The organism is Halodesulfovibrio sp. (assembly GCF_025210605.1).
In the GTDB taxonomy this organism is placed as follows: domain Bacteria; phylum Desulfobacterota; class Desulfovibrionia; order Desulfovibrionales; family Desulfovibrionaceae; genus Halodesulfovibrio.
Genome location: NZ_JAOARI010000027.1, coordinates 46,858 through 72,346, shown reverse-complemented (window position 1 = coordinate 72,346; position 25,489 = coordinate 46,858). Strand labels below are relative to the sequence as shown.

Here is a 25,489-nt window from a genome sequence, read left to right as displayed (position 1 = left end):
GAAAGAGATTTTTTTGGGAAGCACAAGGAGCTTATTGAATTATGTTTAAAAAGGTTGTACTCATGGTCTCTCGTTTATATCTTGTAAATCCCACTAGTTCTCAATGGATATTTCCACGTTTTTAGCCGCAATGATGTTTGTAGTTTTACAGTTGTCGGCTGTAGCCTAAGTTTTCTAGTAATGAGAGTTCAATGACAGGCATTTTGACAGGTAAAGTAAAAATTTTCATAGAGTTACTTGCAATAACAGTAGTGTCATACTTTCTTGCAAGTGCTTGCTATGCTTTTTTCTTTTCGGAACAGGTAGTTGCTCCGAAAAACGTAATGTTGTCAGCCAACTCTGCGACAACACAACAGAAAATGGCGTTTACCTCATTTGATGTAATTGCACAGCGAAACTTGCTGAAAGTAAAAAATGAGGCTCCTAAGCCGCTGATAGCTCTTGATGGTTCAACCTCAACCAAGCCGAACATCAGTCAGCGTGGCTTCAGTCTGCTTGGTACTATCCTTGGTGTTAATCCGGCGCACAGTTTCGCTATTATTTTACTTAATAATCAGCAAACATTATATAAGGTCGGACAGGCTGTAGAAGGTTGGAAGATTCTGACCGTGATGCGTAGAGAAGTTCTTTTGGAACAGAACGGTGTAAAAGAGCGTTTACTTATTGACCCTGATGTGAAAGATGCAGCAGGTGCAGGCGGAGTGAAACATGTTCTTGCACGAAGCGCTGTTAAAAAAGAGTTAGGAAACTTGGCAAAAGTTGCACGAAGCATTCAACTTGCTCCTCGTAGCGTTGATGGAACAAATGGTTTGCAGGTGCGTTTTTTACGTATGAACAGTTTCTTCTATAACATGGGCTTGCGCAAGAATGACTTGCTTGTTGAAGCGAATGGAAAAACGTTTGCGTCGATTACTGACGCAACGTCCTTACTCTCAATGCTAGATGAAAAAATGATCTCCTTGGATATTATCCGTAAAGGAAAACGCCAAACTTTGACGTATAGGCTAGTGAATTAAGAATGATGATAGCAAAAAAAATAGTACGTTGTCTTAGTGTAGTCCTGGTTGCCTGCCTGCTTTCCTTCGGAAATATGGGTGTGAGTGTTGCTGCTGAAGGTCGATACATTAGTATGGATTTCAAAAAAGTAGACATTCATGTGTTGATTAAGTTCATTAGTGAACTTACGGGCAAAAACTTTATTGTCGACAACCGTGTCGGTGGCAGAGTTACCATCTATTCTCCTACCAAGGTGAGTGTTAATGAAGCCTACCGAGTGTTTGAATCAGTTCTTAAGGTAAACAATTTTGCGATTGTGCCAAGCGGGCGTGCATACAAAATTTTGCCTATGGCACTTGGCAAAACAGAAGCTCTCAAAACTCTTACTTCCCCTAATGCGTTAGGTTTTGAAAGACCTGAGGGTGACGAGTTAGTCACACAGATTATTCCGCTCAAGCATTCCAGTGCCATTGAGCTTTCAAAAATTTTGCCCAAAATGATGGGCTCCAACGGTGTTGTTATGGTGTACGCACCAAGCAATTCTCTTATTGTTACAGCACCGTACCATGCCATTCAACAGGCTCTTAAAGTTGTTCAAACTGTTGATAAAGCACAATTTGAACCGCAAATGCGAAACTTTGGTTTGCAATATGGCGATTCAAAAAGCGTAACAGCCAGCCTGACAAAAATTTTGGCAGCGCAGGTTAAAGAGCAAATCAAGCTTGGGAAAAAATCTATAGCTATTGTCCAGGCAGATGAGCGTACAAACGCGGTACTTGCTCTTGCTGATGCTGAAACAATGCTCATTATTGAAAAGCTGGTTAAAACCATGGATATTCAAACTCCGAAAGGAAAGGGTGATATCCATACGTTGGCTCTTGAAAACGCCAAAGCAGAAGACGTAGCTAAAGTTGTAAACACACTGGTTGAGCGTCAGGGGAAAAGTAAGGATCAAAAAATCCTTTCCCGCGAAGTAAAAATTGTTGCTGACAAAGCAACAAACAGTCTCGTAATTACCGCTCGTCCAGACGATTTTGATATTCTTGTAGGCGTTATTAAAAAGCTCGATAAACCTCGTAGTCAGGTGTTTATCGAAGCTGCTATAATGGAAGCTTCAAGCGATTCCAACTTTAACTTCGGTGTAAACTGGGGTGGCGCACTTGGCGGCGGTGACACTCGCTTAATTGGTGGTACTAACCATGGAGGCAGTAGCCTCTCATTGCCAATTCAAAGTGGTTCCGGCTTTGTAGGCTTCCCTTCCGGTTCATCCATTGGTGCTGTTATTACTGATGCGTTCAGCATTGGTGGTACGTCTTTCAGTATTCAGTCAATTTTGAATGCGGTTAAGGGTAACAACGAATTTACCATTCTTTCAACACCGCAGCTGCTTACATTGAACAACGAAGAAGCAAACGTTGATATTGTTGATAACATCCCGTTTGTAAAACAGTCCGTTGTTAAGAACGATTATGACATCAGCACACAGAGCGTTGATTACAAAGACGTTGGTGTGAAACTGAAAATTACTCCAAGAATCGGACCGAACAAAACCTTGCTTCTTAATGTTAATCAGGAAGTAAGCCGCGTTGTTAACTCCCTGTTGAACGTTGGTAAGGGGCAGCAGCTTGTTGCACCAACAACTCGTAAGCGTCAGGTTACAACTACAATCCGCATGGTTGATGGTAAAACTGCTGTTATTGCTGGCTTGCTCAGTAGTGATGACACTAACAGCGTTTCCCAAACTCCTCTGCTTGGTGATGTTCCTATTCTGGGATGGCTCTTTAAACAGAAGAAAAAAACCAGCGCTAAAACAAACTTATACATTTTCATTTCTGCACGTATCATTAATACCGTTGAAGAAAACGAACGTTTGACTCGTGAAAAAAGAAGAAAGTATTTCTCACAGCGTACTGGTGAGTCCGGTCAGGGTGTGCCTGTAATGAGTCAGCCACGCTTAATGGAACCCATTATTATTCAGTAGGACGTCATGTTAACTCTTGAACAAACGTTAGTGAACAACGGGTTGCTCTCTGTTGAAAGCATGGAGCAAGCCAAAGCAAGTGCTGCTGAACATGGGCAAACCATAGAAGAAGTGTTGCTTAGCGGGGACATGCTCGATGAATTGAGTTTCCGGCAGGTTCAGGCAGCATTTTACGGCATGGACTTTCTTGAGGAAGTGCCAGAAGAATATGTTGATACAGAACTTATTTGTCAGTTCTCTATTTCATATTTGAAAAAGCATTTGGCTGTACCGTTGAAAGACGAAGACGGTGAAGTCTTTGTCGGCATGACATCACCGTCGTCACACGCTGTGATGAACGACTTTTCTATTTTCTTTGATGTTCCTGTCACTCAGGCGATTCTTTTGACTGAGCAAACTGTTACCCTGCTTATCGACAGAGCATTTGGTGATTCTCAGGAAGATGCAGACGTTACAGATGTTCTTGAAGGTGTAGAAGACTTTAATTTTGAAAGCCTAGATGACGACAAGATTAACGACTTGCTTGACGACTCAAGCGATGCGCCATTTATCAAGCTTGTAAATATGGTTCTGACACAGGCTGTCCGTGCCGGTGCAAGTGATGTGCATATTGAGCCGTTCAAAGATACGCTACGCGTGCGATTCCGCCTTGATGGTGTGCTGTATAACAAGCACACATTCACAAAGAAATTCCATGCTGCCATCGTTTCTCGTATTAAGGTTATGGCAAAGCTGAACATTGCAGAAAAACGTTTACCGCAGGATGGGCGTATTGCGCTCACCCTTGGTGGTCGTCAGGTTGATTTGCGTGTATCTACCTTGCCAACGTCCTACGGTGAACGTGTTGTAATGCGTCTTTTGGAAAAAAGTTCACGTATTCTCAGTATGAAAGAGCTTGGATTGCAGGGTGATGACTTGGATATGCTCAGTCGTATGACTCGCATTCCTCATGGCATCATTCTGGTTACTGGTCCTACTGGTAGTGGTAAAACTACTACCTTGTATGCTGCTCTGAGTGATATCAACTCCCCTGATAAAAATATTATGACCATTGAAGATCCAGTTGAATACCAGCTGGAAGGAATTGGTCAGATTCAGGTAAACCCAAAAACTGGGCTTACCTTTGCAGAAGGGCTGCGTTCTATTGTTCGACAGGACCCTGATGTAATTCTTATCGGTGAGATTCGTGATAAAGAAACCGCTGAAATTGCGATTCAGTCGGCGCTTACTGGTCACTTGGTTCTTTCTACATTGCATACAAACGATGCCCCGAGTGCTGTGACGCGTCTTATCGATATGGGCGTTGAGCCGTTTCTCCTCTCGTCTGTTTTGCGCGTGGTGGTTGCCCAGCGTCTTGTACGTGTTTTGTGTCCTCACTGTAAGCGGGAGATTACTGCAACGCCGGAAATTGTGGCTGAATGTGGTTCAATGGCAGATGTCATGGTCGGTAAGCCGATTTGGCAGGCTGTTGGTTGTCCTGAATGTATGGACACCGGCTACAAAGGGCGACAGGCTGTTTACGAAATTATGCAGGTTACTGATCCCGTTAAACGGCAGGTCATGGCTAACTCTGATTCGGGTGAAATTCGCCGTCAGGCTGTGTCAGATGGTATGCGAACACTGCGGGCAGACGGTTGCGCCAAAGTTCTTCAGGGGCTTACTTCAGTAACTGAAATTATGCGCGTATCTAATTTATAACGGCAAAAAAGGTACTATGTCTTTGCTTGCTTCATTTAGAAATAAAGTTTCTTTACCTTCAATTTCCTTTGGTTTTTCCAAAGGGCTTGCAGTGAAAGTTTTTGTATACTTGCTTTTCGGCGGCATAATGTTCAGCGCGTTCCTTGGGTTGCGTATGGCAGAGCAGGATGCTGCTCCTATGCTGCGCAAAGCAATTACCTCTGTACCTGCCGTTAATATTCAGCCAGGAAAGATTGATCTTTCATTTTTCCCACCGCGTCTTGAAATCGATTCGGTTTACTTTGCTAAGAAGAGATCTCGTAATGCTTTGGCTGAGTTGAAAGACGTAATCATCACGCTTGATTATGGGAGTCTTCTGAGCGGAAAGCTTGGCGCTAATTTTTCTGCAACTGGATATGGCGGAAAGATTAAAGCTCACGGAATGACAGGTTCATTTTTTGATATTTCCACTGTCAGCGCCGTGTTAGAAATTAAAAATCAGTCGTTTGGGCAAATTCCATATTTGAAGGCCATGGACCCGGATATGAAGGGTACTGGAACGGTGCACCTTGCATACTCAGGTTCTACTCAGGACATTACTAAAGGTGAAGGTAAGCTTACTCTAGCTGGAAGCGGACTTCATTTTAGAAACCCTGTGCCAGTTATTCAGAAAGAAAATTTTGAAAATATGGTAGTCACTGCTTCTGCTTCCTTTGATGGTTCGTCCCTTACTGTAGACGATTTTAGCGTGCGGGATAAAACTCTGCGTGGAAACGTCAAAGGCTCTATGAAAGTAAATATGAACAACATTGTGGATTCAAAGGTTTCATTTAAAAGTAATCTATTTATTCCACCGAAAGATTTAGTTGTTGAGTTGCTTGATCCTAATGCTGTAAAACGGCTCGAAGCTGGCGAAGACATTACAGTGTCTATTAATGGACGTATTGCAGCACCTACAATTATCATGAAATAAGTTGTAGAAAGTTAGGTAGCTTTCAGTAGTCAGTAAGCAAGGTTTACGACAACAACGTAAAAGAATAAGCAGCAGGACATCTACGGATGTCCTGCTTTTTTTATGTATGTTCTTTTGTGGTAACGCTAGATTACAGTTAGATAAAAAAAGGGTGGAACCATACGGTTCCACCCTTTACTTGTTTAAGGACGGGACAAAGGAAAAAGAATTAGCCGCCTACGAGGCTACTCATTTCGAAGATAGGGAGAATGATTGCCATAACTACAAAGCCAACCATGCCACCCAGTAACAGAATCATGACAGGTTCCATTAAGGAGGTAATAATTTGTAACTTGGCGTTTACTTGGTTGTCGCAGTCGTCAGCAACTACAAGTAGCATACGGGAGAGCTGCCCACTTTTTTCACCTGCTGCAACCATCTGCACCGCAGAAGTTGGAAAGATTGGTGAGTTGCGCATGAACTCTGCCAAGCTTTTCCCTTCCTGCACGCCTTTGTTCATGTCAGAAATGTTTTTTTCCAGTACAACATTACCCGCAACGTTTTTTACAATATCGAGCGCTTTTACTAATGATACCCCGTTCTTAAGCAGCATGCCCAGTGTACGGCATACTCGTGCAATAACCAGCATTTGCAGCAACGAGCCGAGAATAGGCACACGCAGGATATGTGTATGATGCATTATTTTACCGCGTGGTGTCTTAATGAATTGCTTGATGGAAATCATAAAGATGGTGATTCCACCGACAATGTACATCCAGTTGTATCGTAATGCGGCACTAACATTCAGTAGCAGCTGGGTTGGAGTTGGCAAAGCTCTATCCAGATCAATAAAGATCTGAGTAACTTTCGGGATAACAAACGCAAGGAGGAATACTACAACTGCAATGCCCACAATAAACATAAGAATAGGGTATGCAAGCGTTCCCTGAACCTTACGTGTAAGTGCAAGCTGTTGTTCTGCGTGCTCTGCAAGGCGCTCCATAACAATGCCAAGTGTACCGGATGATTCAGCAGCTTTAATCATCGTGATGAATGTCGGGTTGAATACATGTGGGTATTCAGCAAAAGCAGCAGCAAGGTCAGAGCCTTCGCGGATGCGGTCACGAATTTGTGACAGCACGCTTCGCATCGGGGATTTGCCTCCCTGATCGATCATTGTGCTCAACGATTCATCAAGTTCAAGCCCCGCATTCAATAACGTTGAAAGCTGCCGAATGGTGCTGGCAACAGTACTCTTAGGAATGCGCTGCTGGAATAGCGAAGAAAAATCAATTGAGAACTTGGACTTTTTTTCTTTGCTTTTTGATGTAGGGCTAGAGCCAAGGGCTTCGACGTTGAGCGGGTACATACCCTTATCCCGCAGCAGTTTTGCTGCTTGAGTGGCATTGTCCGCGTCAATGACGCCCTTAGTATTCTTACCGGCTTTATCGACTGCTTTGTACCTGTATGATGACATATATATAAAACCCTTAACGTGTAAGCGGAATATGCAGTGCCGCCTAGTAAAGGCAAGCTGCACCTGTGTGTAGTGTAGCGAGTATATAGTACGTTTTTAGCAATAAGTAAAAAGGTGAAGCAAGCTATAGAGCACTTAAATCAGGTTATGGTTCTTGTTTTACAATAAAAGTACCATCCACCATATGCTCTTCGGAGGACTCTGCATCCATTTTATAATAAAGTCGGATTGTGTTGGAAAATGTGTAGGGCTTAATGGTCAGTCGATGGTCACGCCCACCTTGCTCTCGGTAGTCCATAATTTCGAATTTGGCAGGGTTATTCACGCCTGAAGTTAGATATGGCTGCAAATTTACCTCTGCTGAATAACTACCGTCATTTTCTTTGAAACCGCTCTGCCCTGTAGGGGCATTATCGAAGCGTAATTTCCAAGTGTTTGGGAAGGCGCTGAGCGCATCTTCAGGCTGTTTTTCTTTTGGAATCTCTGCGAGGTCGTACCATGTTTTAAGCTCGCAGTTGAACGTAAAACTATCAAGGGTATTGTCGTCATTGGCATTGGACTTAGCGAAATAGAAAGTGTCTTTTGATTGATTGCTGATGGTTGCTTCTACGATGCACCCTAGCTTGCTTTGGGGAACAAAGAACACTTCGCTTTTGGTTTGCGCCAGCACTTCTCGCGATTTTTTATCGAGCACTTTGATTTCAATATTTTTTTTGCCAACGGCTGTTGAATGTGTCGCAACAATATCGATCAGGCTTGGCAGGGCAAAAGTGAATGTGTTGTTTGCAGCAGAAGGTAAAATTGACATGAAAATATCTTTGGAAGGATGCTCTTCGCCACGGAAAATGAAGCCTTCTGGAGCGGTGAATTGCACCATGACTGCATCAAAAACTTTTTCAGGTGTGAGTGAACCGAAGGCTGGAGTCAGGCGTGCGGCAATTTGTCCATCAGTTAGTGATGCAACTGCCCCTTGCGGAATAGTTTTCGTATCACCTTCATCAAATGCAAATAGCTTCGAAGAGCCAGTGCTGGAGACAGACTCAATGATGACCTCGCCTTCTCCTTTCACAATGAAGGTTATTGTATACGTGATGGTTGGGTTGTCTACAGCTGCAAACGTTATATGATGTTGGGAGTCAATTGGTGCAGAAGCGAAATCAAAGAAAAAACTGAACTCTGAATCATTCGTATATTCAGTGCTATCTGCTGATATCTTTTGTTCCTCCAAAACAGCAAGGGGTTGTCCTGCATTAAGAATGCCTACTGCGGGGACTTCCGTTATGGTAAAGCCGCCATTGAAGGGTGACACCAGTTTCTTGGTTCCATTATTAGTCAGTTCTGTAACAGAGTTTTTGTTGCTTAACAGAACTACTCGGAATCGTAGTGGAGTAGGGTTTGCTTTTTTAGGAGAATACATTGCTGGCTGTAGAGGTATGCCAATATCGCTTTTGTCAGTAATTTTCTCGCAAATAAATGATTCGGAAGATTCCTCATCAAGCAGCAACGTTTCAATGATAGCACTCATACTGTCAGCGAGTTCTTCTTGCTCTTTTTCTTGGTCAATTGGATCGCGAGTATGGTCGTAGAGTAATGCTGCTGCGCGTCGAACGATAGTTCCTTGTTGCTGTTTTATATATTCTCGGACAGTTGAACCAAGTTTGGTATTTACTTTTTTTGCAGCTCCGAGAAATGTATCATGCTTCATGTTTTCAGCGACATTAGCAATGACAGTGGTAAATTGCTCCATAGAGGTATGGTCGGTTTCTTCTTTAATGCCCAATGTCACCATAAAAGCTTGCTGCACAACTTCATGTTTAAATAACGCATCACCAAGAGGGTTTGCATATGGATCAACATCGGCAAAACCGAGTGTGTACTGCACTAAATTTTTGATTTTAGCTTTGGCACTTTCAGCGGCTTTGGTCGTGCTCCCGCCTGCTTCAAAGAAAAACGCCCCAAGGGTTGTTACTGGTGTTAAATATACTTTTTCCTCGCGGGACATCATTATCCCGCGCAGTTCTGCTTTGAAGGTAGAGCCTGTTCTGGCATTTACGCCCTGCCCGTTTGCATTGGCGCGGAGTAATACAGGGAACGTGGTTATTTTATCTAACTTAGTGAAAGAAATGTATCCATTCTCTGTTACACCGACAGGTATCCATGTGTCATTACAGTAGGCTTCGACTGTTGCGTTGTTAATTGGCGCTGCAACAACAGCCCCTGATATTGTAGTAGGTTGTTTGATACTTGTAGTGGTTTCTTGAGATATTTCTTTAGTACCCCCGCACCCCGTTAAAATGGAGAATAAGAGCAGTACTAAGCTAAGTTTGTATGTTAAAGTTTTCATAAGACCCCCGACTAATTCTGAAAAATAAAAAATAATTAAACGTAGGTTGTCTTATGATGTAGTAGAGGAAATATGCAATTGATATTTGAATAGGATTGTCTATTTAATATTTATAAAATGTTTTATAAAACGTATAGGCATATAATATGCGTATTTTTCGATTGCGCGGACAGCAGTATGGAAGGAATAAACCAAGAAAGCCTCCTGTGTGACAATACAGGAGGCTTTTTTGGTTTATTACAACTTAGTTATGAATAGGATTTTTTTGTACCCAATTTGTTTCGGAACGCGCGTAACGCAATTCTAAAAACAACGGTGTACTATTAATCCATGCAGAGACGAGCAGTATGGTAGCTTTCTAACTTTTCGCAAAGTCCTGCATCACAGGCTTTTTCTAAATCTTTGCAGCCTTTTTCTTTTTTGCCGAGAAGGAAGTAGCTTTCTCCTCGGTTTACGTATGCTGCTGGGTTATCTGGATCGTATGCAATGGAGCGAGTGTAGTTTGTTACAGCTTTTTCGTATTCCATCAAACGTTGTTCCAGAATCGCTTTGTTGTAGTAGAAAATGCCAGTGGTTGGAGAAAGAGCAATGGCAAACGTAAAGTCATCGCGAGCAAGTTCGTATTTTTTGCGTTTCATGCGAACAATACCGCGTGCGTTGCGTGCCTCTGCATCCTCAGGATCATTTTCCAGAACTTTTGTCAGAGTTTTATCTGCATCTTCAAGCAAGCCAGTTGCTTCGAAGGAAAGTGCTTTGTTAAAAATGATCGCTTTGTCTTCTGGCGCTTCTTTTGCTGCTTTAATGAGAAGAATAAGCGCTGATTCATACTCTTTTTTGCGGAGCAGAATAAGAGCCTTGCCGTTCAACGCAGCAGGGTTGTTCGGGGCGTAGCTTAATGCTTTATCGAATGACTCTTCGGCAGAATCGTCATTACCGAGTAAAATTTCAGCAGTACCTTTGTTGGTAAGTAACTCTGGAGAAGCAGGGTAGAATACCAGTGCCCTGTTAAATTCTTGAAGGGCATCCTGAGGATTTCCGCCTTCCAGCAAAGCAGCACCTGCGCCGTTACGCAATTGCGGAGTTTCTTTTTCTTCAATTGCTTTTGCATAGTGCTCTAATGCTTCTGATAAGTTACCTTCTTTATGAAGGCTGGCAGCAATAGCCGCCTCACTTCCTGCTACTGGCGCTGAGGTTTGGGTGTTCTTAGCGTTCTTAGCCGCACAACCGCTAAGCAGAACACTGGCAACCAGCAATGAATAAAAGATGTGACGCATCATAAGTATAGTCTCACTCGGTCAATCTGTTTTTGCGAGGACGTTTTCCATCGCGAAGTTCAATACCTTGAATGGGACGGATTAAAACAATCTGCCACTCATCGTCTGTCGATAAACTGATGGTTGCTGGCTGAGTGATGCCTTTTGATTGAAATATGAGCACACGTTTTCCGTGTTCTCCATCAATTTCAACATCTTCAATGAACACATCAGCCGGTAACGGGGCACTGCCAATTTTAAGCTTCTTACTGTCTATTGTTTGAAACAGTTCCAAGCCTTCGCGCTTAAAGTGCAACTCCAAGGGAGTTCGCTTTAATAAGGCGCGTGACCGTGCTTCTGATACTGCTCCCGAAATTCTTCGGATTGCAGTTTTCATATCACCGGAAGGAGAACCGATATTAATGTTGAGAACGAGCATTCCGAACATCATGCCCATAATCGCCATTACAATCAGTAGTTCAAATAGGGTGAACCCTGCGGAATGCTTGTTATTCAAGGTTCCAGCTTTGGATATCTTCACCGTCGTTTTCTCCGCCTTCTTCGCCATCAGCACCAAAGGATATTATGTCAAAAGCTTCATGCTCACCCGGAGAGAGGTAGACATATTCGTTTTCCCATGGATCATTAGGGATTTTAGCAATGTAGCCACCAGTCGGGTAATGTTTAGGAATACGACCTACGGTAGGTTTTTCAACAAGAGCTTGCAGACCTTGCTCGGTGCTTGGGTAGAAGCCGTTATCAAGGTAGTATTTTTTAGCCGCTGTGGATAAACCCTGAATTTGCATTTTTACTTTAATAACACGCGCCTTGTGTGGTTCATCAAGAAAACGTGGCACAACAATCGATGCTAAAATGCCCAAAATTACAATAACAACCATAAGCTCCATCAGTGTGAAGCCAGACTCTTTAGAGTGTTTTGGTTTTGTAGATTGTATATCCATTATTCTCTCCTTATTGGTTCTGTAAAACAAAAGTCTATCGCATAGTTATGACGCATTCTTTCTATAACGAATGCCGTCAAGAGAGAATATGAGATAGCTTTTATTGATTTGTTCAAGGGTGAGAGCGCCAACCTTGTCACCCTCGTGGAAAATTCTATCGTTCACAACAGCCATGCGTGCCTCAGGATTTGCTGACCACGCTACCGCTGAAACTTGTAAGTCTTTGATTGCAGGGTGTGTATCTTCATCGAGAATAACTGTTTCCGGTTCATGGATAACTGGTTTCGATACAGGTTCACGTTTTGCAATAGAGTATGCCGGTGCAGGAGTTTGTTCCTCCGTGCTCAATGGCGGTAACGAAACTACAGGAGCTTCATTCACAATCGGCAAATTGTTTTGAGATGTGTATGCTGGCTCGGTAGCCTGCGGTTGCTGTGCTACTGCTTGATTGCTTTGAAGCGAAGTCGTAGGTGCAGCTGCTACAGCTTGCTGAACTGGCTGTACCGGTACTTGGGTAACAGGAGGTTCAGGTGCTTGGCTAACAGTTGGCGCAACTGGCTTTGTTGGTTCAGTTGATGCCACAACATGGTGTACAGGTTGCTGGACAGGTGAATTTTGTGGAGCGACCTGTTGTGTTTGCTGAATTGATTCACTTTGCACAGGAGTGCTTGCAGGCTGTGCTACTTGCGGTTTAGGCTGAGCAGCTGCTTGCTGGCGTTGCTGCTGAGGTTGTGGCGCAGTGGCAACTTGAACAGGGGCTGTTTTTACAGGTTCAACCTGAACAGGTTTGTTTTGGACAGGTGTAACATTAATCGGTGTTACTTGCGCTTTCTGTGCGGTTTTCTTCACAGCAGGGCGCGTTACACGAACTGATTTAAGCTGTACATTGTCTTGTTGTTCCACCTGAGCTACCTGCTGAATCGGTGTAGATTGCGCTGGTGCGCCTGCCCCAGATAGATTGGAAGTGGGCGGAGTTGAACTAGGTGTATTAACAGGTGCAACTTGAGCGATAGCTGGTTGAGGCTTTGCTGCTTGCTGCTGGACTTGTTGTTGAACAATGGCAGGTGGTGTCTCCTGATGTGTTGCCACTATAGCGTCGGTGTTTTCCGTAAGCATATTCTTCGTATCAGAGAAGAGTGAAAGTTGGCTTGCAGCAAGAACACCAAGGAAAAGAACTGTTACAACACCAGCAGCAACGCGGTATTTTTGCGTGTCTTTTTTGGTACGGATTGTAAACAGGTCTTGATACATCGGGTCTGAAGAAACTTCATCGATGAGCTTTTCAGAAACAGTCTGTGCACCTGTAAAAGAAATTTGGTCAAGAGCATGTGAACATGCGTGGTTAATCAGGCGTGGTAGACCACCAGTTACCTGCCAGATTTTCTTGAGCGTTTTTTGCTCAAAAACATTCTGGTTTGGAAATTCCGCGTGTTCCAGTTTGAACCGGATGTAGTTCATTGTTTCTTGTACATTGAGAGGGGAAAGTTCACAGCGGACACCGATTCGCTGGTTAAGCGCTTCAAAGCCCGGTTCGCGAAGTCTGTCCATGATCTCAACTTGACCAATAAGTATGATCTGCACCAGTGGCATGGAGCCTTGGCGCATGTTGTACAGCACAAGCAACAAAGAAAAATGTTCTGTAGCCAGAAGGTGGCTTTCATCCATAATGATAACAGGTTTAGTTCCTGCTTCTGCCTGTTCAATGAAGAATACGTGCAGCGCTTCTGTCAGGTCATGTATGGAGTTGCGCCCAGTTGTATCAACACCGAATTGCTTGCAGAAATGATACAACTGCTCCGCTGGTTTTAAAAACGGGTTACCGCTTTCTGCAAAGACATAGGATTCCCCGAAGGATTGCATAAGGTGACGGCAAACAGACGTTTTCCCAATGCCTATTTCACCCGTGAGCAGAATAAGACCGCAGTTTCCTTCCAGTCCGCGTGTGATGCGGTGGACAACTTGCTTATGGCTTTCTGACGGGTAAAAATGGAATGTGCGAAATTGCTCACCGAACGGGTTCGCAGGTACTGTCCTTTGGGTCGGAGTTTCCATAGAGTCCTACATCTGCTTTGAGGTTGTCATAATAAGAGAAATATCCGCTCTAAGAAGTTCATCTTTTGTGCGTCTAATTTCAATATTCTGAACAGTGATGCCCTGAAGGCTTTTTTCAACGGTGTAAAGAAAGCGCATAAGATCCTGCTGGTACAGGTTATCAAAACGTACTTGTACTTTTTCTTCTACAAGGTTGTTTTCCAGCTCTTGACGCTGCGGTCTGACAGATTCGATTAATTCGTTAATCTGTTGTTCGCGAGTAACTTTTTCAACAATCGCAAAGAGCGTTCCTTTATTGGCGTTGGCTCCGGATGTAAGCGCTTTGCGCTTCGCCTGTAATTGCGAGTATTCTTGGGTGAGAACCTGCAATTTGCCCAACGCTTTGTAGTTGCGCTTTACTTGCACAGCCATGTCGTTTTTGAAATCCATTGCTGGCAAAGCAATAAATTGAAGTGTGCCAAGCAAAAGAGCGCCGCAGATGGCAAGAGTTATAGTGCGTCGATTTTGTCCCATATTAACCAGCCCTCATGATGCTGAGTTCAAAACGTACCCGCTGTTTTTTCTGGCTGTTAGCACCACGAATTTCAATGTCTTTCAGCAAAGGACTTTGAGAAAGTCCGGCACGGAATTTTTCTAGTGTATTCAAACTGTCAGTATTGCCGCGAAGTCCGATGCGCTTTTCGTCAATGGAGATATCTTCAAGGGATATGTCCAGCCCTTCCGGCGTATGCTTACTCAGTGCATGGATAAGCTCAATAACACCAGCTTGTTTCTGGTCGCTGGAAGAAGCTTCACCTTTCAGTTGCTGCAATCTGCTCTGCAAGATGCTGGTGAACTGAATAGTACCGAAATTACCGCGGACATCCGGCAAAGCGGTACGGAATGCCTTCTTAATGTTAGAAGAAAGCATTTTGACTTCTTTTTCTTTCTGCTGCCCCTCGGCATACAGTGAGCCTGTCCATGCAAGCATGATGATTATTGCAATAGTTGTCAGATACGTTGCAATGCTGGTTACGGGGTCGAGCTTTTTATGGAAGGCGAATTCTTCTTTTCGGAAGTTTACACCCTGTGTGCTCATATTAAGATTAACTTTGGAAGAAGGCATAAGACCGTACGCCTGTAAGCATTCAATCCAATCGTTTTTATCTTCGAGATTTTTGATGACAGGAGCGCCGCTGAATTTGTGCAGCGAGGTCACGGAGCGATCAAGAATTTCGGAGAAAATCTGATCTACACCTTGTATTTTTGAAATTTCACCTGTCAGCAAGATGGTTTCAGCTGTCGCGGTGCTGGTATTTATTCCTAAAAGAATAGATTTTGCCAGCCGCTTGAGGCTTTCACTAAGCCCATGATGGAACGTTGCATTGTCAGATGTTCCCGCAGCAGGCTGCGCAACATTAGTAAAGAGCAGTTGGCGTTCGAAATCATCTTCAGTCAGGTTGAGCTTACGCATCATCTGTCGTTTGATCGAAGAGATGCCATGCGGAACCTGAGAAACTGAAGCAAGCTGACCTTCATTAAGAAATGTTAGCAAACAGCGTTTTGCATCAATATCGAGCAACAGCGTTGGGGCTTTTAATTCGATATGTGAAATAGCGTTAGTAAGTGCAAAAGCATCTAAGTCAACGCGTGCGGGGTCTATGCCGTTGGCTTGAAGTTCTGCGAGGAAATCTTCAAGAAAATTCTTCTGGATTGTCGCAGATATAACATTGCGTCCAGTGGCAGTTTTAGAACCAATCTGGATGTCAGTAATTGCGTCTTCCTGAGGGAACGGCAATTCCTGATCCAATTCAAAAGCAAGCGCTTGTTTTATTTTGGATTCTGACGAGAACGGGAATGTCCAGCTTCGTAAAATCGCAAAGTGTGAGCTTAGTGCAATGTGGTACGTTTCCGCCTGCAACTCGTTACGCGTAATAACATCAGCAATTTCTGTTGCTAACGATTGTGCTGTAAGCGGCAGTGTTGGCTGAAACGATATATAATCTTCGAGAACAGGTGCACTTTGTTTGCCGGAAAAATGGCAAATCGAAACGTGATTCTCAGAGCATGTAATACAAAGGAGTTTATTGTGCATATCGTGTCGCAGTATTGTGTTTATAAATGATCGTGACTTTATGTGAAAACTTCAAGAAAGCCAAGGGTAGTGAATGGCTGACTGTGTGCATGCTCAGGAGGGTGGTGTGGGTGTTAACAGTCATACATATTAAATAGTTATATGTGTTAGTGGCTGTTTATTAAGTGTTAAAAATAGTTAGTTGCTCAAAATATAATAAGAAAAAAATGCTGTTTTATGCCCCATCCACTCACATTTAAAACTAGAGATGAGATGTGAGTAGAAAATATTATGGCATATATAAATATGTAAAAAATAATCTGTGTAAGGAGTTTTTCTTGTGAATTGTATAAATAGTTATTGTGATTATGGTAACTAACAATCGTACTCTCTTTTATTTCTTCTGTAGTGCATTCATAGACAAAGAAAAAATGGTATAGCAAAGACCTGTTGTTCTTTTTATTATGCGTTGTATTTTTATATTTATTATAATGAATTGTCTCACTGTGTGCGATGGATGAACGTGCGGAGGGAGGCTGCTATTCTGGCTACAAAGCCTTTCCGAACTTTTGGCAGAAGGTACTCAGAGAGAGGTATGACGTCGGTGAGTAGATAGACTGGCGTATGAGGCTCTACATGGAAACGCTTGAGTAATGGAAAGATGCGAGGCGTGCAGGAAAGTATTTAGAGTCATGTGGTTGCTTTTGAGCTGCCTCCAAGCAGAGGTAATGGCAATCAGTGCAGGAATTGCTGGCTTTTTTCTTCTGAATTGTTGTTACGTAACGGGGAGTGTGTTTGCTGTATGACAGAATCTACTTTTCCCTGTAGGGGAGGAGTAGATTTTTTCATACCTAAATACTCATAAAAAAAAGAGAAATAAATTCAATGAATTGAATGTTCGATCTTTTTTTTATAGTGCACACTGCAAGGTTCTGTAGATGGTTGTAACAGATTGTATTGTATTGAGAAGAAGTGGTTAATTACTGTATAACACAATGCATAATAACAAAAATGTTAACTTCACCTATAACGAAATGCACTTGATTTACGTAATTACCATGTGTAGGACTTGTGTTCTTCACGAAATAGCTTTGCTGATACAGTCATTTTGTGTACAAAATTGTCAAAAATTTATCTTGTATGCAGGCGTTGCATGCAACGTACAAAAGACAACATAAAAAATTATAGTATCATGTATTGCCTGCTGTTCACAGATGCTGCGTTGTGGCTCTGTGGGTAATATAAGAAAGGAATATGTATGTTTTCAAAAGAACTTGGTGCAATCAGTATTGTTGCTGGCACGTCGATCGGGGCTGGAATGCTTGGGCTTCCAATGGCTATCGGAAGTCTGGGGTTTGTGGCAGGTAGTCTGGCAATCCTCTTTATGTGGTTCATCGCTATCTACGCTGGTTTGCTCTTTCTTGAGATTAACCTCGAGTTTGGCAAAGGTGTGAACGTAAACTTTATGACCCGCAAGGTGTTAGGAAAGTACGGTCAGCTTCTTGGAACAGGCAGCGTATTCTTTTTGTTCTACTGTTTGCTCGTTGCATACCTTACCGGAATGGGTGGTATTATTGCCAGTAACACCGGTTTGAACGCACAGATGGGTACATTACTGTTCGGTTGCATCAGTGCGCTGCTGTTATTCTCCGGTACTGAATTAGTTGTTACTGCAAACAAGTATCTCTTTATTGCAATGCTGGTAGGTATGGTTGTCAGCTTTGTAACTCTTGGCGGTCAGCTTACACCGGATAACCTCACCCTCGGTGAAGCAAAGGTTAAAGCTCTGGTGCTTTCTTTGCCTGTATTGTTTACTTCATTTGGCTACCATCCATGTATCCCAAGTATTGTGAACTACGTAGGTGATGATAAAAAGACGCTGATTCGCATCTTAACCATCGGTAGTACAATTCCTTTTATCTGTTACTTTGCATGGTTGACGTTGGTACTCGGCAGTGCAACTCCAGCTCAGCTGGTAACAATGGATAACGTAGATGTTCTGCTTGCACAGATGAGCGGCGGTTCTTCATGGGTTATCACCATTCTTTCTTTGTTTGCTTCTCTTGCACTTATCACCTCCTTCATTGGTGTAGCGTTTGCGTTGTTCGACCTTGTTGCCGAAACATTCCGCCGCAAAAATGATAAAGCAGGTCGTGCAGGAACTACCGCGATTGTTTTTGTACCACCGCTTGCAGCTGCGTTACTTGCGCCAAACGGTTTTATCGCGGCGCTTGGTCATGCTGGTGCAGCATTTACTATCATCGCAATCTTTATTCCATGCGCAATGGCTTGGAAAATGCGTGCAGCAGGTCAGAATAAAGCATTCCGTGCATTTGGTGGTAAGCCTGCGCTTGTTGCCAGCTTTGTCTGCGGTATTGTTATTGTCGTAGCCAGCTACTTATAGTTTTTACAATGCTTGATGCGGAGCGTTGGTGCTTCGCATGTGTACTCAAAAAGGCTCCTTCATTTGAAGGAGCCTTTTCTTATTATTTTTTATCACGAGGTTGCGGTGCAACACTTGTGTGATCTTTACGATGGTAGTTTTCACCTTTACCGTGTGGTTTGTGGTGGGTCTGCACTCCATGGAACATTTTATGGGGCGCATAATGCGGTGGATGCTTATGATCGAAGAACGTAGAGCGTCCCTTGTGCCATATTTTGTATCCGTTACCCTGAAGAATACGCAACTCGTTTTGGGAAATGCCGGATTCTCCGGCTAGTACTTTTTTCCGGATTTGCCACCACCCTTGGCTTTGCCTTTCCCGTGCCCGTTTCCGTAATCGTGTTCTGCGCAGCAACCTTCGTGCGGTGTATGTTTTATGCCTTCACAGCAGCCTTTGTATCCATGCTCGTGTGCTTCGTGCCCGTAAGGATACACTGAGCCGAAGTTGTGTTTTGAGCAGCATCCTTTGTGCGGTTCGTGCTCTATATCTTCGCAGCATCCTGTTTGTTGATGCAAATCATGATGCCCATCAGCATGTTCATGGGTATGACATAATTGATGTTCATCTTTGCCGTGACAATGGTGGTGGGAATGGAATCCATGCTCGTCATGCTGGTGCGGACGTTCTTCATGGTGTGCGTATGAACCGCTGAGTTCTTCGTGATGATGTTCGTGCGTATCGTCGCCGTGGGAATGTTTCTGTCTGTGCTTGTCATGTTTACGGGAGCATGTTTCAGATGTGCACCACTCCATGGTAATAACAAGACGCTGCATATCTTTTTTAGTGCGGGCTTCAATATCCAGATCAACTTCTGAGTGGGGATTCAGGACTATTTTTTTGTCACCTTCTTCGACAACAACAGCTCCGCTTTTCAGTCCGTCTAAAAAACAGTCAAGATGCGATACTGCAAGCGTACAAGGCATTGTGCCGGAAATGTGGATTTTCTTTTTTTCCATATTCTCTCCTCATGCTGGCAGTGCTAGCAAAGAGATAAGAGAATCCGGTTTAGCACTGCGGCATCAATATATGGTGAGCTTTGGTTTGTAATCAAATCATACGATACCACACTAATTCCCTCACGCGAGAGCATATCATTGTTGATTGAGCCATTATACCGCGTTGAATCAGAATCAAGCACGATAAGATTCAGCACATCATTTGTGGTAATGGTAGATGCGTTGTCTTTTTTTAGATGGAAAAGAAGGGTTTCGATCTGTTCAGAAAGTGTATGTCCTACAAGTTCCACGTCAGTTCCTGTGTTAGGAATAAATACTTTAGGACACTTGGTCTGAGCTATGCTTGTTCCCACACCTTGTGGTAGCAGGTTGGCAATAACGCTGGAGTAAAAACTCCCCATCGGATAGCAGATTAGTTCAGCTTCATTAATGAGCGCACTGGTGCGGCTTGAGATAGAAAGCGAAACATGTTTTGGGGATTCCTGTGATTCTGCAAGCCAGATATTTTTAATTTTTGTTGAGAGTGGGGCTGTTTCTTTACCTGTAATAAGGTGCTGCCCGATGACAGTCCGGTTGTCAGCAAGAGATACTGCAAGCTGAGCTGTGGCATTGGCAATAGGGCGTACGATGCCACGGACTTCTGCCAACTTAGAAAAAAGGTAAATGACAGGTGCTAGCTGGCGTCCGTTATCAAGATACCCAGCTGTAAGCACAAGGTTTCCAAGACTTGCGCCGCGCAAATCAAATGAATCTGAGATATGATTTTTGATCGAAATCATGCTGGATTGAATCAACTTGCGCATAGGGTACGGCACGGCAAGAATAAGCGGATGGTGACCTTCCGATAATTCTTTAAGCTCATTCCGCAATTCTTGTTGTGTGGCTGTTTTATCAAGACGGTGCGTAAAGAAATCGTAAATTTCTGGATTGCCGAGCACGGAATCATCCGCAAGAGACATTAAACGGTTTCGAATGTCTCCCACCGCAGGCATGGAAAATTCATTACGCAGAACAGCGGAGCTTCCCCCCGAATCAAAGGGAGTAATCAGGTGTATAGAGTTGTGTGTATACTTGATGATATCCCGTGATACATTCTGTAGTGCTGTTCCGCCGCTAAAGAAAAGAATGCGTGGACCATTTTGTGGTGCAGTACGGTACCGCTCTATTTTTTGTGGGTCGGGTACTGAAACCCTGCGGGTTATTACTATGGTCGGCATTACTGGCTACGCACCTGTTGATCCTGTATGCAGGAAGGTTAAAAGTGTATTGGTTGCTTTAGGAAAATCGACACCGCCACGTATAATGAACACTGGTGTGTCGTCGAGCGCCTGTATATAATCGGTGATTGCAGGCTCTGTATAGTCTTTATTCTTCGGCACATGCAATGCATCGTTTTTTTTCATTATATGAATAAGATACTCTGTTGCTTCCTCCGCTGTAAATTCTTCAAATACCATGGGCTGCGTGTTGTGATTCCAATCGATAATTGCAACCCCGCTTAATGGTGCATGGGGTATGAATCTATGCTTGCCATACCATTCTGGAATCAATGCATCATATTTATGTTCCAGTTTCCATAGTGTTTCCGAATCCATGTGTTCAAGCTGTTTGCAGTATTCTGGCGACAATATACCTTTGAGACTTGGATTATTAAATGCTGTTCCTGGATTGATTCTTGGCTGTTGAGCAGTTCCGTAAAAAGGATTACTGCCGTTGTGGTGCAGTAGCACTCTGTCGTTGCTGACAAAATCAGCACCGTTGGTGAGCATATGCAGAGCAAGGGTAGATTTTCCCGCACCGGAGCTGCCAGCTATAACCATGCCTCGACCATTTGCGGTTACACCGGCAGCATGTCCTAAAAGGTAGCCGTTATCTATTCTATTACTGATAAAACGGCTGTTGATGAAGTTCACAACCTGATTTTTATATTGCAAACAGGGACCGATGATACAGTTCTGTTGGCTGCCAATAAGGTAGTGCATGCCTGTACGCAGGTGGTGAACCACGCGCCCTTCGGGAAGGTCGACATATTCATGCTTGATTTTTCGTTGAGTTGCTGTTGGCGGTGCTTGCGTATAATTATATGGCAAGGTGAATTCTGGGGCATCGTGCACAGTAATAATAGTATCCGCATGCGGTTGCGGACGTTTTAAAACAAATTCAGAGAAGTAGTGCCCAAGTCTTGCTGCAAGTGGTTTGCTGTTAATAAAGATAGTAACAACGAAGTTATTAAAAGTAAGTTGCAATTGTTGGGTTGCGGGATACGTATTGTGTACTGAATCTAAAACGGAGGAAAAATCTGTATAATCGGGCATTATGAAAGCTCCTTCATAACGGCATCAACGTAGAGCTGAGCGGCATTAATCCCGCGAGCTTCGAGGATTCCTTTAAATCCACCGAACGCAGAGACTTCAAAGACAACAGGACCTTCTGGAGTAATGGCAACATCAACACATGTGAAGTCCAGTTTGAACGGATGTTGCGCCTTGCGTGCTAGCTCAATAACTTCCATGGAGGGAGTGTGGCTTGCATAGTATCCGCCGGAAGCTGTGGTGGTATTCCATGACCCGTTTTTGCAGCGTGCATATGTTGTGAGATATTTGCCTTGGATAAAGACTACACCTAAATCTTTATCTTCTTCAAGGTCGATAGCTTTCTGAATGTACATCATACGGTATTTGTTTGCGTATTCTGTAATAATGCTGCGGGCATCATCAGAATGGGAAACTACTATCATACCGCGACCTTTTGATGAATAGAGCGGTTTGAATACTGCCGTTTTGTATTCCGCAACAGCATTGAGTGCTTCATCTATATTTTCCGTAATCGTGGTCGGGGGCATGGGAATTCCTGCAAGATGCAGAGTAGTCGTGCAGGAGAGTCTGTTTAGCACAGATATGATTCGGGATGGATTGGAGAAAACAGGTACGCCGTTTTCATGTACAAATCTGAGTATCTCGAGTCTATCCAGCAGATCAGGCGAATACCATGCACCGACTTTTTTCACGATAAGAGCATCAAGCGTCATCAGGTTTGTTCCCTTAAACCAGCATGCCCTGTTCTGCATATCAAGACGAACCTCTTTCATATCAATAAGCAGGCGATATCCGGTGCTGTCCGCAACAGTGTCAGCCAGCATTTCAGAAGACCATCCGTCTGGAGTTCCCACAATACCTATTTTCATGTGACCTCTTCTCGCTGTTAATAGAATAAAATGTCTTCTGGAAGACTGAATTGTTCCCATGCCTCGTTATGGTGAAGGATTTTTTCCATAAGAAAGTGCGCACGTAGGTACATGCGTTTGGCAAAGCTTCTATTCAATTCAAAACGAGTGGATGTGTAAAACGAGCGGGCGAGGGCAAATGCAATACGAGCTTGAAAGGTAGTGTCGTTGCTCGCTACGGCAAACTTACTGGCAAAGTGGTAGAAATCTTCCGTAACGTGGTTGAGCCTGTCGCGTAGGCGGGGATTAAATACAGGCAGTCGAAAAATGGAAACTAAAAATACAGATGCATCCTGTACATAATCAAAATTTTTAGAACGGTACAAATCAATGAACCGTATGGTCTGAAGTTGGCTGTTATATACAATGTTATTCATGTTGAAGTCGCCATGAATGAGCACGGAAAATGGTGCAGCAAGATTTTTTTCCAGCATCGAACACTGCTCTAATAATTCTTCAGTAGAAAACGTTGTGAATTCACCTACAGAAAGTGCGTCTCGCACAGAAGTTGGGTGAACTTGCAATATCGGTGGAAGGCGATTTGCGAGCTGCTGAATATAGTTTGTTGGCACTTTTTGAGATTTTTTTGTCGTTGTCCAAACTGTATGTACAGTTGTTTTGAGTACCGAAAGTGCGTTTTCAACAATAGCCGTGTCTCCTTGAAGAATCACTTCATCAAATGTGCAGCCTTGCAGTAGTTCGACTAACAGCGCGGCATTATCCGAGCCTTCGTGATAGCCATAAATATTAGGGACAAGTGAAGGAAAAATAGTGTTCCACCGCTCTATGTTTTCTTTTTCTTGTTTGATTTTTTCTAACGAACCTTCTTTATATATGGAACCCTGCCGGGATGATTCGTGAAAAGGTGAAACTGTTTCTACAACGCCAATGTTACAACCGGAACGGCTGCCGAGAATAGCTTTGTAATCGATATCGTGCATAGAGCCTGTAAAGCCGGATTGTGAGAGAGTCTCTTGCAGAGAATTGAACTGTGATACTTTAAACGTGCTCCCGACAGTAATAAAAATGAGTGCTTCGCCAATGCGTTGAAGCGAATCACCAATGCGCTCAAGGTAGCGGTAGATAAAAATGACTGTGATGTGACCGGATGCACCTTGTCCTGCATCAATTTTGTTTACAACATCCGAAAAGACTTCCTGATACTTTTCATCAAGAGAATTTTCGGCGCGGCAAATTAGGAGCGCTTTTGACAAGTCTCCATTATCGAGCGCAGGTTGTATGAGAGCTAGTGCTTCGATTATGTCAGAAAAAAATGGGAGAAAGTCTTCAGGGGTAAGCTTGCTTTCGGTGGTCAGGTAGCGCATTTGTCGGGTAATATTCACGCAAAATTCAGAAATCATATGAAGGTGGGCTGCCATGTTTTGCAGAGCGCGAATTCGATTTACCTGCCCCTGCGGCAGAGATTGGGCTGAATGCAGTTCTGAGTAACATTTTGTTTCCACAGCAGTGTGCATGTTTGCTGTTCTGTCACAGCGAAGTGCAATCTGCTGTTTAAGCACGCGGGTAGGGCGTAGCAAAAACTCCTGTGTTGCTTGCACTTGCGTTTGCACTTCTAGCAAGAGGAAAGTAAAATTTTCATGCAGAGCTTGGAACATGAGCATGGCTACTTGCTTCCTATAACGAGCGGCGAATCTTTTTGATACCCTTCTGCCATTTGTTTTTTCCAGCGTATGCGTAATTCAAGCTTGCTTTCACCGCTTTTTTGTCTGGCTTTAATAGTGAAATTTAATAGTCCTGACGGAGTAAGGGTTATTGAGTCTTCGTTGGAGGCAAGCGTAATAGCGCCTTTTTTAATTCCATCTGTAATGGATTCCAATAATTCTACAATTGAAGATGTGTCTTGCAGCGACTCGTATGCAAATTTATGTTCAGCCATTCATGTGTCCTGTAAAACTGTATGACTAAGTGCTTAACCGGAGAGGCGGCATCGATATTCGTCAATAACGCTTGCACGGGTTACTCCACCACGAATGAGTTTTTTCTGAATATTCAAGGCATCCCATGCTGGTTGCAACCCTATCTCGCGTTCGGTTTTTTCTGGATCCTGCTCATCTTTTCTGCGTGTTTTTTCTCCTTGGTGGCAATCATCACCCATGAGTATGAGTAATTCTTTACTGGAGCTTCTGCGGTGCTTGTTATGTTCGTTGACCACATCAATTAAAAATTCTGTATATCTGTTTGATTGCGGGTTCCAAACCTCATACCCATCCACATCATATCTGCCCAGCAAAATTGGCCAGAATTGCTCTGGATGGGGGATAACAATCCCGCCGCCAATGCCTCGTACTTCTTCAATTACTTCTGATGCTCTGTAAAAATATTCCAGTGGAAAGTTGCGCTTAACGATTTTTTTGACTTCGTTGACAAAGGTCTGGACTCTGTCGATGAACTGATGCCCGAATTCAGGGCGTAGTGCGTCAAAATAGTTTCGTACCAATTTATTACGAAGGGAAAAATCAGGGACTTTATCCCAGTATTCATCCAGTAACCACTCAATCTTTTTAACAACCGTGCAGGCGAATTTTACCGCGACAGGCTCAATACCAGTTTTTTTAGAAGCAGCGTGCATGCGTTCTTCAACAGGCTTGGTAAAAGAATTCGTAAAATCGAACAGCTGGCTCGCCCTGTACTTTCTGGTATGGGCAAGCATCGAGCGCAGCATTGTATCTTTATCTTTCAGCTTTCCAGATTCAAAATGGATGAGTAGCTGTACTTTTTCATGAAAACCGCTGGCGTAGCAATCGACCTCCGCACCTGTATAGGAACCGTAGGTCATAAACTCATTATGCTGCGTTGGAATGATGAGTTCATCTTTTCGATTGGGGAACATTTTTTCTATGCGTTCCCGATTAAGTTCCATAGGAACAAATTCAGGATGCCAGTGAGTTGCAAGTACGTATTTTTGCCTCGGAAAGATTTCGGCAGGAGTAATTATCTGGTTAATTTGCCATTTATCCAGTTTGGTTGAGATTATTTTCAGGAAAATAGTATGATCGTTTTCTGTAATCTCTTCGGAATAATTACGAAGTTTTTCTAACAGGTTGGCGTTGTTTTTTTCATGCTCGGCTGTGAACTTCATCATGCCTTCCCCTTACGTT

The 25,489-nt window shown here is 43.4% G+C and carries 21 protein-coding genes; 6 read left to right on the top strand and 15 right to left on the bottom strand.

The genetic code is table 11. The features are described from left to right. The first annotated feature begins 191 nt into the window (after positions 1 to 191). Genes N4A56_RS10460 through gspN form a run of 4 tightly spaced genes read left to right on the top strand, consistent with a single transcriptional unit; the run spans position 192 to position 5,627 of the window. A complete protein-coding gene (locus N4A56_RS10460; protein ID WP_295547112.1) occupies positions 192 to 1,016 on the top strand; it encodes a type II secretion system protein N in 825 nt (274 codons plus the stop codon). A 2-nt stretch (positions 1,017 to 1,018) separates the two neighbouring features. After that, entirely contained in the window at positions 1,019 to 2,977 is a 1,959-nt protein-coding gene (gene gspD, locus N4A56_RS10455) for a type II secretion system secretin GspD (protein WP_295547109.1), read from the top strand. Between the two features lie 6 nt (positions 2,978 to 2,983). Continuing rightward, entirely contained in the window at positions 2,984 to 4,675 is a 1,692-nt protein-coding gene (gene gspE / locus N4A56_RS10450) for a type II secretion system ATPase GspE (protein ID WP_295547107.1), read from the top strand. Positions 4,676 to 4,691: 16 nt separating this feature from the next. Continuing rightward, complete coding sequence (gspN, locus tag N4A56_RS10445) at positions 4,692 to 5,627, top strand: type II secretion system protein GspN (protein ID WP_295547105.1); 936 nt, start codon at positions 4,692 to 4,694, stop codon at positions 5,625 to 5,627. Positions 5,628 to 5,835: 208 nt separating this feature from the next. On the opposite strand, the gene N4A56_RS10440 is transcribed toward gspN, so the two are convergent. From N4A56_RS10440 to pilM, 8 genes are all read right to left on the bottom strand, one after another. Then, entirely contained in the window at positions 5,836 to 7,083 is a 1,248-nt protein-coding gene (locus tag N4A56_RS10440; protein ID WP_295547103.1) for a type II secretion system F family protein, read from the bottom strand. Positions 7,084 to 7,228: 145 nt separating this feature from the next. Further along, the gene (locus N4A56_RS10435) at positions 7,229 to 9,427 is read right to left on the bottom strand and encodes a hypothetical protein (RefSeq protein ID WP_295547101.1); all 2,199 of its coding nucleotides are present in this window, start codon (positions 9,425 to 9,427) and stop codon (positions 7,229 to 7,231) included. A gap of 323 nt (positions 9,428 to 9,750) precedes the next feature. Next, a complete protein-coding gene (locus N4A56_RS10430; protein ID WP_293670919.1) occupies positions 9,751 to 10,704 on the bottom strand; it encodes a tetratricopeptide repeat protein in 954 nt (317 codons plus the stop codon). 10 nt (positions 10,705 to 10,714) lie between these two features. Continuing rightward, positions 10,715 to 11,221: a prepilin-type N-terminal cleavage/methylation domain-containing protein gene (locus N4A56_RS10425; protein WP_295547099.1), complete on the bottom strand. Its 507-nt coding sequence runs from the start codon at positions 11,219 to 11,221 to the stop codon at positions 10,715 to 10,717. After that, the gene (gene gspG, locus N4A56_RS10420; RefSeq protein ID WP_293670915.1) at positions 11,190 to 11,642 is read right to left on the bottom strand and encodes a type II secretion system major pseudopilin GspG; all 453 of its coding nucleotides are present in this window, start codon (positions 11,640 to 11,642) and stop codon (positions 11,190 to 11,192) included. Before gspG ends, N4A56_RS10425 begins: the two co-directional genes overlap by 32 nt. 45 nt (positions 11,643 to 11,687) lie before the next feature. Continuing rightward, positions 11,688 to 13,694, bottom strand: a complete 2,007-nt coding sequence (locus tag N4A56_RS10415) for an AAA family ATPase (RefSeq protein WP_295547095.1) — start codon at positions 13,692 to 13,694, stop codon at positions 11,688 to 11,690. 6 nt (positions 13,695 to 13,700) lie between these two features. Further along, on the bottom strand, positions 13,701 to 14,207 hold the full coding sequence (locus tag N4A56_RS10410; protein WP_293670912.1) for a type II secretion system protein GspM: 507 nt from the start codon (positions 14,205 to 14,207) through the stop codon (positions 13,701 to 13,703). A 1-nt stretch (position 14,208) separates the two neighbouring features. Further along, positions 14,209 to 15,768: a pilus assembly protein PilM gene (gene pilM / locus N4A56_RS10405; RefSeq protein ID WP_295547092.1), complete on the bottom strand. Its 1,560-nt coding sequence runs from the start codon at positions 15,766 to 15,768 to the stop codon at positions 14,209 to 14,211. 1,237 nt (positions 15,769 to 17,005) lie between these two features. On the opposite strand from pilM, the gene N4A56_RS10400 reads away from it, so the two are divergent. Further along, positions 17,006 to 18,151, top strand: a complete 1,146-nt coding sequence (locus tag N4A56_RS10400) for an aromatic amino acid transport family protein (protein WP_293670909.1) — start codon at positions 17,006 to 17,008, stop codon at positions 18,149 to 18,151. Positions 18,152 to 18,329: 178 nt separating this feature from the next. After that, a complete protein-coding gene (locus N4A56_RS10395) occupies positions 18,330 to 18,467 on the top strand; it encodes a hypothetical protein (RefSeq protein WP_295547090.1) in 138 nt (45 codons plus the stop codon). Here the strand turns inward: N4A56_RS10395 and N4A56_RS10390 are convergent. Genes N4A56_RS10390 through N4A56_RS10360 form a run of 7 tightly spaced genes read right to left on the bottom strand, consistent with a single transcriptional unit; the run spans position 18,464 to position 25,473 of the window. After that, on the bottom strand, positions 18,464 to 19,147 hold the full coding sequence (locus N4A56_RS10390; RefSeq protein ID WP_295547088.1) for an amphi-Trp domain-containing protein: 684 nt from the start codon (positions 19,145 to 19,147) through the stop codon (positions 18,464 to 18,466). The two genes, N4A56_RS10395 and N4A56_RS10390, sit on opposite strands and share 4 nt — an antisense overlap. A 23-nt stretch (positions 19,148 to 19,170) precedes the next feature. Continuing rightward, positions 19,171 to 20,364 carry a GAK system CofD-like protein gene (locus tag N4A56_RS10385; protein WP_295547086.1) on the bottom strand — a complete coding sequence of 398 codons (1,194 nt, stop codon included), beginning with the start codon at positions 20,362 to 20,364 and terminating at the stop codon, positions 19,171 to 19,173. A gap of 6 nt (positions 20,365 to 20,370) precedes the next feature. Beyond that, the gene (locus tag N4A56_RS10380) at positions 20,371 to 21,462 is read right to left on the bottom strand and encodes an HprK-related kinase B (RefSeq protein ID WP_295547085.1); all 1,092 of its coding nucleotides are present in this window, start codon (positions 21,460 to 21,462) and stop codon (positions 20,371 to 20,373) included. After that, positions 21,462 to 22,331 (bottom strand): GAK system ATP-grasp enzyme, encoded by an 870-nt coding sequence (locus N4A56_RS10375; protein WP_295547083.1) that lies wholly within the window; start codon positions 22,329 to 22,331, stop codon positions 21,462 to 21,464. Before N4A56_RS10375 ends, N4A56_RS10380 begins: the two co-directional genes overlap by 1 nt. A 17-nt stretch (positions 22,332 to 22,348) precedes the next feature. Further along, entirely contained in the window at positions 22,349 to 23,992 is a 1,644-nt protein-coding gene (locus tag N4A56_RS10370; protein ID WP_295547081.1) for a PhoU domain-containing protein, read from the bottom strand. Between the two features lie 2 nt (positions 23,993 to 23,994). Then, entirely contained in the window at positions 23,995 to 24,267 is a 273-nt protein-coding gene (locus N4A56_RS10365; RefSeq protein ID WP_293670899.1) for an amphi-Trp domain-containing protein, read from the bottom strand. A gap of 33 nt (positions 24,268 to 24,300) precedes the next feature. Then, complete coding sequence (locus N4A56_RS10360) at positions 24,301 to 25,473, bottom strand: hypothetical protein (RefSeq protein ID WP_295547079.1); 1,173 nt, start codon at positions 25,471 to 25,473, stop codon at positions 24,301 to 24,303. Positions 25,474 to 25,489 lie beyond the last annotated feature (16 nt).